We start from the raw sequence: 14,786 nt of genomic DNA, 5'->3' as shown, positions 1-14,786 counted from the left end.
GGGCAGAAGGTAAGTGAAGTTTGGCCGTTCGACTCAAGCGCGGCGCGTCAGTTCCGAAACGTCGGCGCGAAGCCAGAAGAAAACGCCTCGGTGCGAGGTTCGCAGCGAGGCGCTATCTACGCTTTGGCGCGAAGTCAGCCTTCGAACACCGGCCGCATTTCGCTCACCTTCAGCGACGTATCCGGCGTGCGGCCCTTTCTCGCGCGCTTGCCGAGATGCTGTTGGAGTTGCGCGCCCGAGAGCTTCTCGTCGCGGATCTTGCCGCCGCGCCCCGCGCCGATCAGCACCACGCCACGCGCGTCGATGGCGAGCGCCTGACGCAGCGTTTCGTTGGGATCGAGCGTCATCAGCGTGACGCCGCGTCCGCCGCCCGAGAGCGTTTTCATCTCGTCCATGCCGAAGACGAGCAGGCGGCCCGCATTCGACAGGCACGCGACGTACAGCGCGCCCGGCAGCACCGGCATCGGCGCGAGCGGCAACGCGCCTTCGTCGATGGTCATGAACGACTTGCCCGCCTTGTTGCGGCTCACCATGTCGCCGAGCTTCGCGATAAAGCCGAAGCCGTTGCTCGACGCCAGCAACAACGGCTGCTCCGCCGACGCCGCAAAGTAATGCAGCAGATGCGTGCCCGATTCGAGTTCGATCAGCGACGTGACCGGCACGCCGTCGCCGCGACCGCCCGGGAGCGCGGCCACCGGCACCGAGTACACGCGGCCGTTGCTGCCCCACGCGATGAGCGTGTCCGGCGTGCGCGCCTGGAACACGGCGTACAGCGAATCGCCGGCCTTGAACGTGAAGCCCGCCGGATCGAGCCCGTGGCCCTTCAGCGCGCGCACCCAGCCCTTCTGCGAGACGACGACCGTCACCGGCTCATCCACGACGCGCACTTCGAACGTCGCGCGCTTTTCCTGCTGGATCAGCGTACGGCGGTCGTCGCCATATTGCTTCGCGTCCGCTTCGATTTCCTTGATGAGCAGGCGCTTCATCGCGGCGTCGCTGTTCAGCAGTTCTTCGAGCTTCTTCTTCTCGTCGCGCAAGTCGGAGAGTTCCTGCTCGATCTTGATCGCTTCGAGCCGCGCGAGTTGCCGCAAACGGATTTCGAGAATGTCCTCGGCCTGACGGTCGGAGAGCCTGAAGCGCGCGATCAGCGCCTGCTTCGGCTCCTCCGCCTCGCGGATGATGCGAATGACTTCGTCGATATTCAGGAAGACGATCATCCGCCCTTCGAGAATATGGATGCGGTCGTTCACCTTGCCCAGGCGATGCTGCGTCCGGCGCGTGACGGTGACGAACCGGAAGCCGACCCACTCGTGCAGGATTTCGACGATGCCCTTCTGCCTCGGCCGGCCGTCCGCGCCGATCATCACGAGGTTGATCGCGGCGTTCGATTCGAGGCTCGTATGGGCGAGCAGCGTGTTGACGAACTCCGTCTGGTCGATGCGGCTCGACTTCGGCTCGAACACGAGGCGCACCGGCGCGTCCTTGCCCGACTCGTCGCGCACGGTGTCGACGAGCGCCAGCAGCGTTTGCTTGGTCTGCAATTGATCCGGCGTCAGGGTCTTCTTGCCGAGCTTGATCTTCGGGTTGGTCAGTTCCTCGATTTCTTCGAGCACCTTCTGGCCCGACGTGTTCGGCGGCAATTCGTTGATGACGAGTTGCCACTGACCGCGCGCGAGGTCTTCGATCTTCCAGCGCGCGCGCACCTTCAGACTGCCGCGCCCGGTTTCGTAGGCCGCCGAGATTTCCGCTTGCGACGAAATGATCTGCCCGCCGCCGGGGAAGTCCGGGCCGTTGAGCTTGTCCATCACGCCTGCGTGATCGAGCTTCGGATCGCGAATCATCGCGACGGCGGCTTGCGCGACTTCGCGCAGATTGTGCGACGGCACTTCCGTCGCGAGACCGACGGCGATGCCCGATGCGCCGTTGAGCAACAGGAACGGCAGGCGCGCGGGCAAGAGCTTCGGCTCTTCGAACGAGCCGTCGTAGTTCGGCATGAAATCGACCGTGCCCTGATCGATTTCATCGAGCAACAAGCGCGCGATCGGCGTCAGGCGCGCTTCGGTGTAGCGCATGGCCGCGGCGCCGTCGCCGTCGCGCGAGCCGAAGTTGCCCTGACCGTCGATGAGCGGATAGCGCATCGAGAAGTCCTGCGCGAGACGCACGAGCGCGTCGTACGCGGACTGATCGCCGTGCGGGTGATACTTGCCGAGCACGTCGCCCACGACGCGCGCCGACTTCACGGGCTTCGCGGTGCTCGCGAGGCCCATCTCGTTCATCGCGTAGAGAATGCGGCGCTGCACGGGCTTCTGCCCGTCCGACACGTCGGGCAGCGCGCGGCCCTTGACCACGCTCACCGCGTAGTCGAGATACGCGCGTTCGGCGTAATCGCCGAGCGTCAGGTGTTCTCCGTCGGGCGCCGCTTGCTGTTCGGCGAAAAGATCGTCAGTGATTCCCATCGAATATCCGTTATGCGTTTTCCGAAGCCGGCATCAGATGTCCGCTTCCACTTCGTTGCCCTTCTCTTCGAGCCAGCTTCGGCGCGACGCCGCTTCGCCCTTGCCCATCAGCATGGTCATGCGCGAGACGGTGAGATCGAAGCCGAGATCGCCCAGGCGGACCGGCAAGAGACGCCGCGTGTCGGGGTTCATCGTCGTGTCCCAGAGCTGTTCGGCGCTCATTTCGCCGAGGCCCTTGAAGCGGCTGATGCTCCATTGCGTTTCGCGCACGCCGTCCTTGCGCAGCTTGTCGAGAATCGCTTCGAGCTCGCCTTCGTCGAGCGCGTAGAGCTTCTGCGCCGGCTTCTTGCCGCGCGCGGGGGCATCGACGCGAAAGAGCGGCGGACGCGCGACGCACACATGACCGCGTTCGATGAGTTGCGGAAAGTGTTTGAAGAAGAGCGTGAGCAGCAGCACCTGAATGTGCGCGCCGTCTACGTCCGCGTCCGACAGAATGCAGATCTTGCCGTAGCGCAGATTAGAGAGATCGATCTGATCGTCGGGACCGTGCGGATCGACGCCGATGGCCACCGCAATGTCATGCACTTCGTTGTTGGCGAAGAGCCGGTCGCGTTCGGTTTCCCACGTGTTCAGCACCTTGCCGCGCAACGGCAGAATGGCCTGAAACTCCTTGTCGCGGCCCATTTTCGCGGAGCCGCCCGCCGAATCGCCCTCGACGAGGAAAAGCTCGTTGCGCGTGATATCGGTCGATTCGCAGTCCGTGAGCTTGCCCGGCAACACGGCCACGCCCGAGCTCTTGCGCTTCTCGACCTTCTGACCGGCGCGCGTGCGCGCCTGCGCCTGGCGAATGACGAGTTCGGCGAGCTTCCTGCCGTATTCGACATGCTGATTGAGCCACAACTCCAGCGCCGGCCGCGAGAACGACGACACCAGCTTCACGGCATCGCGGCTATTGAGACGCTCCTTGATTTGCCCCTGGAACTGCGGGTCGAGCACCTTCGCCGACAGCACGAACGAGACGCGCGCGAACACGTCTTCGGCGAGCAGCTTCACGCCCTTCGGCTGAAGGTTGTGGATCTCCACGAAGTTCTTGACCGCCTGAAAGAGCCCGTCGCGCAGGCCGGATTCGTGCGTGCCGCCCGCGGGCGTCGGAATCAGGTTCACGTACGATTCGCGCAAGAGCGGCCCTTCCTCGCTCCACGCGACGACCCACGACGCGCCTTCGCCTTCCGCGAAAGTCTCTTCCGTCGTGCGCGAGTTGTCCGCGTAACGCTCGCCTTCGAACAGCGGAATCAGCAGTTCGCTGCCGCCCATGCCTTCGAGCAGATAGCCGCGCAGGCCGTCTTCGTACTTCCATGTCTGACGCTCGCCGGTCTTCTCGATGACGAGCACCACCTCGACGCCCGGCAGCAGCACGGCCTTCGAGCGCAACAGGCGCTGCAACTCGCCGAGCGGGAGATTGGGCGAATCGAAATACTTCGCGTTCGGCCAGGCGCGCACGCGCGTGCCGCTCTTCTTCTCGCCGCGTTCGGGCGAACGGGTCGTGAGCGGCTCGATGACGTCGCCATTGGCGAACGCCAGATGCGCGACCTTGTTGTCGCGCCAGACCGTGACTTCGAGGCGCGTGGCGAGCGCGTTCGTCACCGACACGCCGACGCCGTGCAGGCCGCCCGAGAAGGTGTACGCGCCGCCCGCGGCCTTGTCGAACTTGCCGCCCGCATGCAGCCGCGTGAACACGATCTCGACGACCGGTACGCCTTCTTCCGGATGCAGGCCGAACGGAATGCCGCGGCCGTCGTCTTCCACCGAGACGGAGTTGTCGGCGTGGACCGTCACGGTGATCTGCTTGCCGTAGCCGCCGAGCGCTTCGTCCGACGCGTTGTCGATGACTTCCTGCACGATATGCAGCGGATTTTCGGTGCGCGTGTACATGCCGGGCCGCTGCTTGACCGGCTCGAGGCCCTTCAGGACCTTGATCGATGCTTCGCTGTAGCCCGCCGCCTTCGCGCTCATCGCGCGCGGCCTGGCGCCCTCGGCGCGCTGTGGGGTGGCTGCTTGGGCCACACTGGATTTTTTCGTGGACATAGTTGAACGTTGATCCGGCTCGCGACCCCGCGCGGGAATGGTCACCGCACGACGCCGCGATGCCGGCGAATGCTTTATCGAATGCTCAAGATTGCCTCACCGGATAGGCGTCGCGAGGGCCTTCGCCCCGTCCGCCCGTCCGGCCGCGCTAGGAGAATAGCGGTTTTCGCCCGCCGCGCCCACCTCGGGCGCGCTAAAGCGAGCGCCGAATGGCGAATCGCGCCGCCCAGCGCAGAGCCTATCCGCGCTTCGCTTCGAGTTCTTCCCAGCGTTCCAGCGCGACGAGCAATTCCTCTTCGATGGCCGCGTGACGCTCGGACAGGCGCGCGCCTTCCTTCGCATCCGTGGCGAAGATGGAGCCGTCTTCGAGCAGCGCGCCGATGCGTTTCTGCTCGTCTTCCAGTTCCGCGATGCGCGCGGGCAGCGCCTCCAGTTCGCGCTGTTCCTTGAACGAGAGCTTGACCGTGCGCTGCGCGTTGCGGCCCGCCGCGCTTTCCTTCGGCGCGTCTTCCTTGGGCGCTTCCTTCGCGCTTTGCCGCGCGGCTTCCTCGGCGATGCGGTCCGAACGTTCGCGCTGAACCTGCCAGTCCGAGAAGCCGCCGACATACTCGCGCCAGTTGCCGCCGCCTTCCGCCGCGAACACGGATGTCACCACGTTGTCGAGAAACGCGCGGTCGTGGCTCACGAGCAGCACGGTGCCGTCGTAGTCTGCGAGCAGTTCTTCGAGCAGTTCGAGCGTGGGAATATCGAGGTCGTTGGTCGGCTCGTCGAGCACGAGCACGTTCGCCGGACGCGCGAAGAGGCGCGCGAGCAACAGGCGATTGCGCTCGCCGCCCGAGAGCGACCGCACCGGCGAACGCGCCCGCTCGGGCGCGAACAGGAAGTCGCCGAGATAGCTCATCACGTGCTTCTTCACGCCGTTCACTTCGACCCATTCGCTGCCGGGACTGATGGTATCCGCGAGCGATTTGTCGAGGTCGAGCTGCGCGCGCATCTGATCGAAATACGCGGTCTGAATGTTGGTGCCGGTGCGAACGCGGCCTTCGTCGGGCTGCAACTCGCCGAGAATCAGCTTGAGCAGCGTGGTTTTGCCCGCGCCGTTCGGCCCGACGAGACCGATCTTGTCGCCGCGCATGACCGTGGCCGTGAAGCTGTCGACGATGGTGCGCGCGCCAAAACGCTTCGTCACGTCCGTCAGTTCCGCGACGATCTTGCCGGACTTCTCGCCCTGCCCGACGTCGAGCTTCACGTTGCCCTGCACGTTGCGCCGTTCGGCCCGTTCCTTGCGCATTTCGACGAGCCGCGCAATGCGCCCGACGCTGCGCGTGCGCCGCGCCTCCACGCCCTTGCGAATCCACACTTCTTCCTGCGCGAGCAGCTTGTCGAACTTGGCCTGCTCCACTTGCTCGACTTCGAGCTGCTGCGCCTTGCGGATCTGATACGCGCTGAAGTTGCCGGGATACGACAGCAAGCGCCCGCGATCCAGTTCGACGATGCGCGTGGCCACGCGATCCAGGAACGCGCGGTCGTGCGTGATGAAAAGCAGGCCCGTGCGCAACGTGACGAGCAGTTCTTCGAGCCAGCGAATGCCTTCGAAGTCCAGATGGTTGGTCGGCTCGTCCAGCAGCAACACGTCCGGCTGCACGACGAGCGCCCGCGCCAGCGCGACGCGCTTTCGCATGCCGCCGGACAGCGCGCCCGCGCGGGCCTCGCCGTCGAGTCCGATCTGCGCGAGCGTGGTGGCGACGCGCGTGCGCCAGTTCCAGGCATCGCGCGTATCGAGCGCCGATTGCAGCGTGTTCATGCGCGCGAGCAACGCGTCGTGCTCCGCGCCTTCGGGCGTGTCCGCGAGCCGGTGCGCGACGGCATCGTATTCGTCGAGCAGCGTGCGCGCATCGACGAGGCCGGAGGCGACGACATCGAACACGGATGCGTCGAGATCGAACTCGGGCTCCTGCGGCACATAGACGGTCGTGAGTTCGCTCTGGCGCGTGACGAGGCCGTCGTCGGGCGCGGCGAGCCCCGCGACGATCTTGAGCAGCGACGACTTGCCCGCGCCGTTGCGGCCGATCAGCCCGACACGTTCGCCCGCTTCGAGCGAGAAGTCGGCGTGATCCAGCAACGCGACGTGGCCGAACGCGAGTTGTGCGTCCGTGATGGAATAAAGCGACATGGGGATGAATGCGAACGAAGGCGATACCGAGGAAGCGGTCATTGTACCGATGTTCCCTCGCGCCGAAGGTCGCATCGGCCGAACGGACAAGGGCGCGCGGGCCGTGGCGCGCGCCGTCCGCCGCCCGCGCCTACTTGACGTGGACCTTGATCGTCTGCGCCATCTCGGGCCCGTACGAGCGATGCGCGCCGTCGCCGAGCTGCATCGTCAGCGTGTGGTCGCCGGGCGGCAGCTTGACGTCGGCTTCGGTCTGCGCCTTGCCGTAGTGCAGCGACGTGTCGCTCGCCGGGATCACGGTTCCCTTGGGCAGCGGGCCGCTGTCGATCAGCAGATGATGGTGCCCCGCGCCTTCCGTCATCGTGCCGGCCGGCGCGAGCGTCATGCCCTCGACGCCGAACTTCACATGGACGGGGCTCGTGACGGTGGCGCCGTCTTTCGGCTCGATGAAGTACACGCGCGACTGCGCGTGCACGTGGCCCGCGAAGGCCGCCGCAACGACGATGGCGCCGGCTAATACGGTCTTGTTCAGCATGGTCTTCTCCTTTTTGATGGAGCGAGCGTCGCTCTGGAAATCAACGGCGCCCCAGCATACACCTGCCTTTTGGCCGACCGCATCGGACGCGCGTTTTTTGCGACGGCGCTTCGGGTAAGATGCCGGCTCGCCGTTTCGCGAGCTTTCTCTCGGGCTTGCACGGCCCTTTTCAATTCGAATCAAGAGTCTGTCGTGAGCGAAGTCATCGAATATAAAAGCTGGGTATGCCTGATTTGCGGCTGGGTCTACAACGAGCAGGACGGCCTGCCGAGTCAAGGCATCGCGCCGGGCACGCGTTTCGCCGATATTCCCGCGAGCTGGCGCTGCCCGGAATGCGACGTCGGCAAGGAAGATTTCGTCGTCGTCGAGTTCTGAAGCAACACGGCGCCGCACTCGCGGCGCTCTTTCAGCGCGCCACCGCGATCAACTCGCGGCTCGTTTCGTCCACCGGCGCGCGGTTCCAGTCCCCATACCAGTCGATCTGCGCGAAGCCCGCGCGGGTGAGCAGTTGCGCGAGTTCGTCGCGAGTGCGGAAGCGCAGTTCGCTTTCGGCACGCAGGGTCTCGGTCTCGCCATCGAAGCGCGCGTGAGTCGTGAACGCGACGCGGCCGGTCGAGAGCGGATCGGGCTTCGCGTGCCGCTCCTGCCACACGTCGACGGCGCGTCCGTCCGCGCTCTCTATGCGTCTAAGCGACCGCTCCGCCGTCCAGTCCTCCCATGCCCGCGCCGCCGGATTGCGGCTCTCGAACGCGATGCGCCCGCCGCGACGCAACGCGCGTCGCGCGGCGACAAGCGTCGCGAAGAACGATGCATCGTCGAGAAACACTTGCGCGACGTGACCGGTCATCACGAGCAGGTCGGCCGCGCCGACGAACGGCAGCGCGGACGCATCGCCTTCGATCCACGTCACGCGGTCGCCGGACGGACGGCCGCGCGCGATCTTGAGCATCTGCGGCGACGGATCGATGCCCGTCACGCGATAGCCGCGCCCGGCAAGCTCGCAAGCAAGCAGACCGGTGCCGCATCCGAGGTCGATCACATGCGCCGCCGACTCGGCGAGCGCCACGTAGAACGCTGTGTCGGCAGCGGCGGGATTGAGCGCGTCGTAGAGCGCGACGAGGCGCGGGTCGGCATAGAGATTCGTCGGCATCAGCGGCTTTGGTAGGCGAGCGCTTCGCGCATCGGCTGGCTGTGGACCATGATCGGGCCGGTGAACGGCGTATCGAGATCGAGAATGACGAGCACGGCCGACGCGATGGAAAGCGCGCCCAGCATGATCGTCACGAGGGACAGCGCGTTGCGCGGGGCGATCAGCCCGAAGCACAGAAAGATGATGAGCAGCCAGCCGACGAGAATGCGGTCGAACGGATACGAAATGGTGCCGTGCGCTTCCTCGATCAGCTTCCAGCGCAGCGCGATGAGTTGCTCGAAGCGCGTGGCGGTGTTGTCGGCGAGCTTGCGGTGATACGCGTCGGCGGGCTGAAGCAACCGGACCTGACGCTGCCCGCGATCGAGCAGTTCGCCCAGCGCGCGACTCTCCAGCTTGCCGCTCGCGTGCGGCGACGGTTCCACTTGCGGGTAGTAATCGCCCGGCGGAGGCGGCTCGGCCGGCCAGGTGCTCGCAATCGCGGCCGCCGTGTAGCTGCGCAGCACGGCGCGCGTTTCGTCGAGGTCCGCGCCGTAGTCGCGCATCGCCCGGTCGAGTTCGATGATCGCGGCGGCGTAGGCGCGCACGTCGTTATCGGTGGTATCGAAAACGGTTTTCGCCGATGCCGTCAGCAGCCCCAGCACGAGCGCCGCGAACGTCACCAGCATGCCGACGACAAGCTGCACGAGCTGCACCGTTTCCTGCGCCTTGTGCTCCTCCGGCAAGAGCGGCCGAATGATCGCGCCGATGCCAGTGCTCGCGAGCAGCAGAAAGAACACGAGCAGCGCGGATTCGATTTCCGTCATGAGCGCATGAGCCGCGAGCGAGAATGGGTGTGCTCGCATTATCCGGTGGAAACGGCTCGCGGTCCAATGCGGGCGGCGACTGAGGCTGACGACGAGCGGCTTCTGCGCGGCTTGTCATAGCCGCGTTTCGTCGAACAACGGCGGTGCATCGCCGAACGCCTCCGCGAGGGAATCCACGAATCGGCGGACAACGATGCCGCGATGCGTCCGACGAACAGCGTCGAGATCAGCGCGCGCCCGGATGAACTACACCGCGCGATGGCGCAACTGCTGGCCGCGAAGCCGCGCATTCGCAATACGGTGCGGCGCGTGGTGTCGAGCGGAAACATCGCGCGGGTTCTGGCGGACTGGACGCTGGCTGTTACGCTACCCGACGGGTAGCCGCACGTCGAATCGGGCTGCGCGACTCAGGTCATGGAGAAAGGAACGGACGATGCCTGGCGGCTTAGAATCTCGAATCCGTTGGAACTGGACTGAGTCGAAAGCCGCTACTTACGAACAAAACGATAAGCACACCGAATCTCACTACACCGCGACGCGTCGCGAAGCCTGCGCTCGTCGCGCAGGCTTCGCGGTCAACTGTCGGTGCCGGGATTGTGCAGCGCCTGCGATATCGCCGCGCGCAGTTCGATGGCCTGATACGGCTTGTGGAGCACCGGAAACTCCGTGCCGTCGATGTCGTTTCTCGCAATCGACGTGTCGGCGTAGCCCGTCGTCAGCAAGACGCGCAGCAGTGGCTTGCGGCGCTTCGCTTCCTGCGCGAGCATCACGCCGTTCATGCCTCCCGGCATGATGAGGTCGGTGAAGAGCAGTTCGACCTGAGCGTCCCCGCCGAGTATCTCGAGAGCGTCATGCGCCCCATGTGCAACGCGCGTCTTGTACCCGCCTTGCTGCAGGATCATCGCGGCGACTTCGGCCACGTCGGGCCGGTCATCGACCACGAGGATCGTCTCGTTGTGCGCGGACTCGGCGACACGTCTGTGCCGCTGCTCGATGGACGGCTCCGCCGCCACCGCCGGAAAGTAGAGCCGCACGGTCGTGCCGTGGCCCGGCTCGGAGTAGATATCGACCGCGCCGCCTGATTGTCTCGCGAAGCCGTAGACCATCGACAAACCCAGGCCCGTTCCCTTGCCTTCTTCCTTCGTCGTGAAGAACGGGTCCATCACATGCGCGAGAATATGGGCAGGAATGCCGGTGCCATTGTCGCTCACCGACACCCATACATACTCGCCGGGCGTGAGCTGCGCGAATCCGATGGGCCTTCGGTCCGTCAGCGACAGATTGCCGGTGCGCACCGTGACTTGCGGCTTGTCCTTGCCGTTAAGCGCATCGCGCGCATTCAGAAGCAGGTTGAGCACGGCCACTTCCAGTTGCGAAGCGTCGAGCTGACAATTGCGCAACCCCGGGTCCGGAACGAAGTCGAGCGCCCCACTGTCGCCGAACGTGTTTTCCGCGAGTTCCCGAATGTCGGCGAGCCGTGCGTTGAGGTTGATGATTCGGCCGCGCAGTTCCTGCTTGCGCGCAAACGCGAGCAGTTGCTGCGTGAGCGTTGACGCACGCGTGATCGCATCGCGCATCCGCTCCACCGGCATCACGAACCGGCTGAGATCAAACCGCTCCTCGATGCCGAGCTTCATCACATCGACATAGCCGCTCATGACCTGCAACAGGTTGTTGAAGTCGTGCGCGATGCCCCCTGTCAATTGCCCGAGCGCTTCCATCTTCTGCGATTGCCGCAGCGCCTCTTCCGCGTCGCGCCGGCGGCTGATATCGAGTTGAGACGCGAAGAAATACACGATATCGCCGGCCTCGTTTCTGACCGGCGAGATGAAGAGCGCGTTCCAGAAGGTCGACCCGTCCTTGCGATAGTTCAGCACCTCGATATTGATTTCGCGGCCTTGCAGGACGGCATCGCGAATCTCGGACACGGTGGCCTGGCTCGTCTCCGGCCCTTGCAAGAGCCGGCAGTTCTGCCCGATCAGTTCCTCGACGCTGAACCCCGTCAGGTTGAGGAACGCCGAGTTCACGAAGACGATCGGGTTGTCGGGCTGATTCGGGTCGGTGACGAGCATGGGCATGCGTGTCGTCGAAACGGCCGCGAAAAAAATATCGTTCGAATGGTCGCTGAAGGATGGCCGTACGTTGCTTACGGTGGGGCGCTCAATGTTCAATTTTTGTCCTCGTTCTGGCCGCATCCACCGTCTGGCGGTGCGCGAGGACCGCCGAAACCCGGCGATGTGTCGACGAGGATTCTAGCTTGCGGCGCCCAACGTTGTCGCGTTCGCGTGGACGCGAATCACGCTCTGGCCGCGCCGCTCAACTGCTCTTCTATCGTCCTCGTCAGCGGCGACTGCACGTCGCCCGTGTGCTTCGTCTCAACAGGCTCGATCAGCACGATCCAGCACTCTTCGTCGGCAACCGGGTTATGCAGCGTGCCGCGCGGCACGACGTGCATGGAGCCTGCGGGCAAACGCACGGCGCGGCCGCCTTCGTATTCGATGGTGAGATTGCCGCGCACCACGAAGAACAACTCGTCTTCGTTCGCGTGGTCGTGCCACGCGAGTTGACCGCGCACCTTGGCGACCTTCACATACTGATCGTTGACTTGCGCGACGACTTTCGGCGACCAATATTCGCGGACATCGCCGAACGCGGCTTCGAGGTCGAATGATTCGGCAAACTGAAGAACAGGCACGGTCAACTCCACATGAACGAAACGTTTGGTCCAGCGTGACGCCGACTCTAGCGCATAAGCGGACGATCTGCCCGAACCACCGTCATTCGATCAGTGCCGCGAGTTCATCCGCCGTACCCGACGGAAACGATGCCTTGAGGTGCGTGAGGAAAGCCGACACGCGCGTGCTCAGCAAGCGCCTGGACGGATACAGCGCCCACAACGCAATCTCCGGCCCGTCGACATCGCCCCAATGCGCGAGTTTGCCGGCGGCGATATCGCGGCTCACCAGCGACAGCGGCAGACAGGCGGCGCCCACGCCGAGGCGAACGGTGTCGCGCACCATGACGAGCGACGACAGTTGCGCGACCGGCTCGATGAATATGCGCGCCTTTCCCCGCGCGCCGATCACGTCCCAGTACGCAGTGCCTTCCGGCGCTACCCGAACGACTGCGCGAACGCTGGATTCGGCGGCCGGTCGCTTCAGTCCCGGCTGCGCGACGACAACGAGCCGGTCGCGCAGGAAGATGCGACCGACCAGCGTCTCGTTCGGTTCAGGGTTGACGCGGATCACGAGGTCATACCCTTCTTCGATCATGTTGACCGGGCGATCTTCCGTCGTCACTTCGATGCGGACCTGCGGGTGCTTCAGGACGAACGACGCCACCAGCTTTCCCATGGCTATCTGCGAGAAGAGCGCGGGCGCGCTGATGCGCAAGCGGCCGCGCGGCTCGTCGCTGCCGGATGCAATGGCGGCGGCGCTTTCGTTGAGTTCGGCCAGGAGCGCGCCGGTGCGCTCGTAGAGGGCGCGGCCCTCCTGGGTGAGCGTGACCCCGCGCGGACCGCGTTCGAAGAGCCGAATGCGAAGGTCGTTTTCGAGTTCGGTGACGCGTCGCGAGAGCGTCGCCTTGGGCCGCTCGGACGCGCGAGCGGCTTCTCCAAAGCTGCCGTAACGCGCGACGAGGTTGAAGTCAGCGAGAGCGAGAAGGTCCATGCGGGTCCTAGTCAGCGTTCGAGGAGTGTTCCATGAGTGAGACGCCTCGTCTCTATATCACATCTTCCGGACAGTCAGTGGATCACTTACCTTAGGTGCATGCCAACCACTTGAAGGAGTTCCACCATGACTATTCTCGTTACCGGCGCCACCGGCCGCGTCGGCCGTCAGGTCGTCGAACAACTCGTCAGCCGCAACGCGGACGTGCGCGTGCTGGTGCGCGATCCATCGAAAGCGCGCTTCCCGGTCGACGTGGCGGTCGCACAAGGCGATATGCTCGATATCGATTCGCTTCGCCGGGCCTTCGCCGGCGTGCGCACGCTGTTCCTGCTCAACGCGGTCGCGGGCGACGAGTTCACGCAGGCGCTGATCACGCTGAACATCGCGCGGGAGTCGGGCGTCGAGCGTGTGGTTTATCTGTCGGTCATGCACGCGGAGCGGTTCGTGAACGTGCCGCACTTCGCGGTGAAGTCCGGCGCCGAGCGCATGATCGACCAAATGGGTTTCAGCGCGACGATCCTGCGCCCAGCGTACTTCATCGACAACGAACTGATGGTCAGGGACGTCGTCGTCGATCACGGCGTATATCCGATGCCCATCGGGAGCAAGGGCGTCGCCATGGTCGACACGCGGGATATCGCGGAGGTCGCGGCCATCGAACTGTTGCGTCGCGACGAGGCCGCTGCGGATCTTCCCGTCGAGGTCATCAATCTCGTCGGACCGGACACATTGACGGGCACTGCGCTGGCGTCCATCTGGTCCGACGTGCTCGGCCGGCCGGTGGCCTACGGCGGCGACGATCCTAGCGGATTCGAGCAGAACCTTGCGGGCTTCATGCCGAAGTGGATGGCTTACGAGATGCGCCTGATGGCCGAGCGTTATGTCAGCGACGGCATGGTGCCGGAAGCCGGCGACGCCGAACGCCTTGTGCGCATGCTGGGGCGTCCGCTGCACACGTACCGCGACTTCGCCGCGCAACTGGCGAGTTGAGCGTCGCGGGTGCTGATTGACGAGGACGAATCGGCACCCGCGGGTGCCGATGAAGGGAGGCGTCGGCGCGCATAGAGAAGCTATCGTGGTCCCCCCGACAGGAATCGAACCTGTATCTAGCGCTTAGGAGGCACTCGTTCTATCCATTGAACTACGGGGAGCGGACCGCACGTCCCGCCGAGGGCCGGATCGACTCAAGCTGCACCCAAGCGGACGTCCGGGCTGGCGGGAGCGCAGAGTATAGCAAACGCATTCGCAAACGCATTCGACGGCCATGCGCACGCCGAACGAAAAAGCATCGGCGCAAAGGTTTGGCGACAAAACCGCGGGTTTGTCCCTATCAAGTTCCGCGCAAACGCGCCGCCATCGGACAAATGGACCCCATATCCGATATCAAGCCCCAGGGCGCGTTTTCGGCGTTGCTGGCAGACCAGGACCTCGCGCATCTTCAGAAGGTGCTGCGTCGTTCGCTGTCTTGCGATCTCGGCGGTCCATTGCTGCCGCCCTCGTACTGGCGCGGGCGGCTTGCTGCCATCACGCGGCAGGCACACCTGTCGCATACGCAGATCCAGATCGTTCACCGGCTTTATCTGGTGATCGATGCGTTCGAAGCCGCGTCCGCCAGGAGCGATGCCGATGCCAATGCCGAAGGCCCCGCGCCCGACGAACCGCTCGCCGCGTCAGGCGCTTGAGCGGCCCGTCGGTCAGTGCCGGTGCCTGAGCCACCACTCGCGCAGCGAATGGCCCGGCGCGGCTGCGCGCGTCGCTGTTTTCGCGCGATGCGCCCGCCTCTCGCGATATTCGTCGCGCCAGTCATGCGCGAGCAACACGAGGCCGATCGCGGCCAGCGCCGCGACGCCGATGAGTATGTCGGGGAAATCGAGCATGGCGCCCTCCTGCTTGCGGCTGCCGTCATGCTTCCATGATAG

General features: G+C 64.9%; 14 protein-coding genes and 1 tRNA gene. 4 read left to right on the top strand and 11 right to left on the bottom strand.

Going from position 1 to position 14,786, the window contains the following annotated elements:
• Positions 1–134: 134 nt before the first annotated feature.
• The 4 genes from parC to LDZ26_RS03920 all read right to left on the bottom strand — a co-directional run bounded on the left by parC (position 135) and on the right by LDZ26_RS03920 (position 7,246).
• Positions 135–2,456 carry a DNA topoisomerase IV subunit A gene (gene parC, locus LDZ26_RS03935; protein ID WP_244848253.1) on the bottom strand — a complete coding sequence of 774 codons (2,322 nt, stop codon included), beginning with the start codon at positions 2,454–2,456 and terminating at the stop codon, positions 135–137.
• Positions 2,457–2,489: 33 nt separating this feature from the next.
• The gene (locus LDZ26_RS03930) at positions 2,490–4,469 is read right to left on the bottom strand and encodes a DNA topoisomerase IV subunit B (RefSeq protein WP_175939858.1); all 1,980 of its coding nucleotides are present in this window, start codon (positions 4,467–4,469) and stop codon (positions 2,490–2,492) included.
• Between the two features lie 310 nt (positions 4,470–4,779).
• Complete coding sequence (locus LDZ26_RS03925) at positions 4,780–6,714, bottom strand: ATP-binding cassette domain-containing protein (RefSeq protein ID WP_244848252.1); 1,935 nt, start codon at positions 6,712–6,714, stop codon at positions 4,780–4,782.
• A 130-nt stretch (positions 6,715–6,844) separates the two neighbouring features.
• The gene (locus LDZ26_RS03920; RefSeq protein ID WP_244848251.1) at positions 6,845–7,246 is read right to left on the bottom strand and encodes a DUF4399 domain-containing protein; all 402 of its coding nucleotides are present in this window, start codon (positions 7,244–7,246) and stop codon (positions 6,845–6,847) included.
• Positions 7,247–7,438: 192 nt separating this feature from the next.
• Here LDZ26_RS03920 and LDZ26_RS03915 point away from each other — a divergent pair, with 192 nt between their 5' ends.
• On the top strand, positions 7,439–7,621 hold the full coding sequence (locus LDZ26_RS03915; RefSeq protein ID WP_244848250.1) for a rubredoxin: 183 nt from the start codon (positions 7,439–7,441) through the stop codon (positions 7,619–7,621).
• 31 nt (positions 7,622–7,652) lie between these two features.
• On the opposite strand, the gene LDZ26_RS03910 is transcribed toward LDZ26_RS03915, so the two are convergent.
• Together LDZ26_RS03910 and LDZ26_RS03905 are read right to left on the bottom strand one after the other, a co-directional pair.
• Complete coding sequence (locus LDZ26_RS03910; RefSeq protein ID WP_244848249.1) at positions 7,653–8,396, bottom strand: class I SAM-dependent methyltransferase; 744 nt, start codon at positions 8,394–8,396, stop codon at positions 7,653–7,655.
• A complete protein-coding gene (locus tag LDZ26_RS03905; RefSeq protein WP_244848919.1) occupies positions 8,396–9,199 on the bottom strand; it encodes a hypothetical protein in 804 nt (267 codons plus the stop codon). The genes LDZ26_RS03910 and LDZ26_RS03905 overlap by 1 nt, the downstream gene beginning before the upstream one ends.
• Before the next feature lie 201 nt (positions 9,200–9,400).
• Between LDZ26_RS03905 and LDZ26_RS03900 the strand changes: the two genes are divergently transcribed.
• Entirely contained in the window at positions 9,401–9,580 is a 180-nt protein-coding gene (locus LDZ26_RS03900) for a hypothetical protein (protein WP_244848248.1), read from the top strand.
• A 194-nt stretch (positions 9,581–9,774) separates the two neighbouring features.
• Here LDZ26_RS03900 and LDZ26_RS03895 read toward each other — a convergent pair whose 3' ends face one another.
• The 3 genes from LDZ26_RS03895 to LDZ26_RS03885 form a co-directional block, all read right to left on the bottom strand.
• Positions 9,775–11,394, bottom strand: coding sequence for a histidine kinase famiy protein (locus LDZ26_RS03895; RefSeq protein WP_244848247.1), 1,620 nt, complete (start codon positions 11,392–11,394; stop codon positions 9,775–9,777).
• 101 nt (positions 11,395–11,495) lie between these two features.
• Positions 11,496–11,894 (bottom strand): cupin domain-containing protein, encoded by a 399-nt coding sequence (locus LDZ26_RS03890; protein WP_370650638.1) that lies wholly within the window; start codon positions 11,892–11,894, stop codon positions 11,496–11,498.
• An 82-nt stretch (positions 11,895–11,976) separates the two neighbouring features.
• Positions 11,977–12,867 (bottom strand): LysR family transcriptional regulator, encoded by an 891-nt coding sequence (locus LDZ26_RS03885; RefSeq protein ID WP_244848246.1) that lies wholly within the window; start codon positions 12,865–12,867, stop codon positions 11,977–11,979.
• 126 nt (positions 12,868–12,993) lie between these two features.
• Between LDZ26_RS03885 and LDZ26_RS03880 the strand changes: the two genes are divergently transcribed.
• Positions 12,994–13,857: an SDR family oxidoreductase gene (locus LDZ26_RS03880; RefSeq protein WP_244848245.1), complete on the top strand. Its 864-nt coding sequence runs from the start codon at positions 12,994–12,996 to the stop codon at positions 13,855–13,857.
• Between the two features lie 86 nt (positions 13,858–13,943).
• Here the strand turns inward: LDZ26_RS03880 and LDZ26_RS03875 are convergent.
• A tRNA-Arg gene (locus LDZ26_RS03875) sits at positions 13,944–14,018 on the bottom strand.
• Between the two features lie 213 nt (positions 14,019–14,231).
• On the opposite strand from LDZ26_RS03875, the gene LDZ26_RS03870 reads away from it, so the two are divergent.
• Positions 14,232–14,549, top strand: a complete 318-nt coding sequence (locus LDZ26_RS03870; RefSeq protein ID WP_244848244.1) for a hypothetical protein — start codon at positions 14,232–14,234, stop codon at positions 14,547–14,549.
• A 12-nt stretch (positions 14,550–14,561) separates the two neighbouring features.
• Here LDZ26_RS03870 and LDZ26_RS03865 read toward each other — a convergent pair whose 3' ends face one another.
• Positions 14,562–14,744 carry a hypothetical protein gene (locus LDZ26_RS03865; RefSeq protein ID WP_244848243.1) on the bottom strand — a complete coding sequence of 61 codons (183 nt, stop codon included), beginning with the start codon at positions 14,742–14,744 and terminating at the stop codon, positions 14,562–14,564.
• Positions 14,745–14,786 lie beyond the last annotated feature (42 nt).

The organism is Caballeronia sp. SL2Y3 (genome assembly GCF_022879575.1).
GTDB lineage: Bacteria > Pseudomonadota > Gammaproteobacteria > Burkholderiales > Burkholderiaceae > Caballeronia.
Note: the sequence above shows the minus strand (reverse complement) of the source record. Positions and strands in the feature narration are given on the sequence as shown.

Bases quoted from the DNA above. Each gene is read 5' to 3' on its own strand.
- parC (WP_244848253.1), bottom strand. From the start codon at position 2,456: ATGGGAATCACTGACGATCTTTTCGCCGAACAGCAAGCGGCGCCCGAC.
- LDZ26_RS03930 (WP_175939858.1), bottom strand. From the start codon at position 4,469: ATGAGCGCGAAGGCGGCGGGCTACAGCGAAGCATCGATCAAGGTCCTG.
- LDZ26_RS03925 (WP_244848252.1), bottom strand. From the start codon at position 6,714: ATGTCGCTTTATTCCATCACGGACGCACAACTCGCGTTCGGCCACGTC.
- LDZ26_RS03920 (WP_244848251.1), bottom strand. From the start codon at position 7,246: ATGCTGAACAAGACCGTATTAGCCGGCGCCATCGTCGTTGCGGCGGCC.
- LDZ26_RS03910 (WP_244848249.1), bottom strand. From the start codon at position 8,396: ATGCCGACGAATCTCTATGCCGACCCGCGCCTCGTCGCGCTCTACGAC.
- LDZ26_RS03905 (WP_244848919.1), bottom strand. From the start codon at position 9,199: ATGACGGAAATCGAATCCGCGCTGCTCGTGTTCTTTCTGCTGCTCGCG.
- LDZ26_RS03900 (WP_244848248.1), top strand. From the start codon at position 9,401: ATGCGTCCGACGAACAGCGTCGAGATCAGCGCGCGCCCGGATGAACTA.
- LDZ26_RS03895 (WP_244848247.1), bottom strand. From the start codon at position 11,394: ATGCGGCCAGAACGAGGACAAAAATTGAACATTGAGCGCCCCACCGTA.
- LDZ26_RS03885 (WP_244848246.1), bottom strand. From the start codon at position 12,867: ATGGACCTTCTCGCTCTCGCTGACTTCAACCTCGTCGCGCGTTACGGC.
- LDZ26_RS03880 (WP_244848245.1), top strand. From the start codon at position 12,994: ATGACTATTCTCGTTACCGGCGCCACCGGCCGCGTCGGCCGTCAGGTC.
- LDZ26_RS03870 (WP_244848244.1), top strand. From the start codon at position 14,232: ATGGACCCCATATCCGATATCAAGCCCCAGGGCGCGTTTTCGGCGTTG.
- LDZ26_RS03865 (WP_244848243.1), bottom strand. From the start codon at position 14,744: ATGCTCGATTTCCCCGACATACTCATCGGCGTCGCGGCGCTGGCCGCG.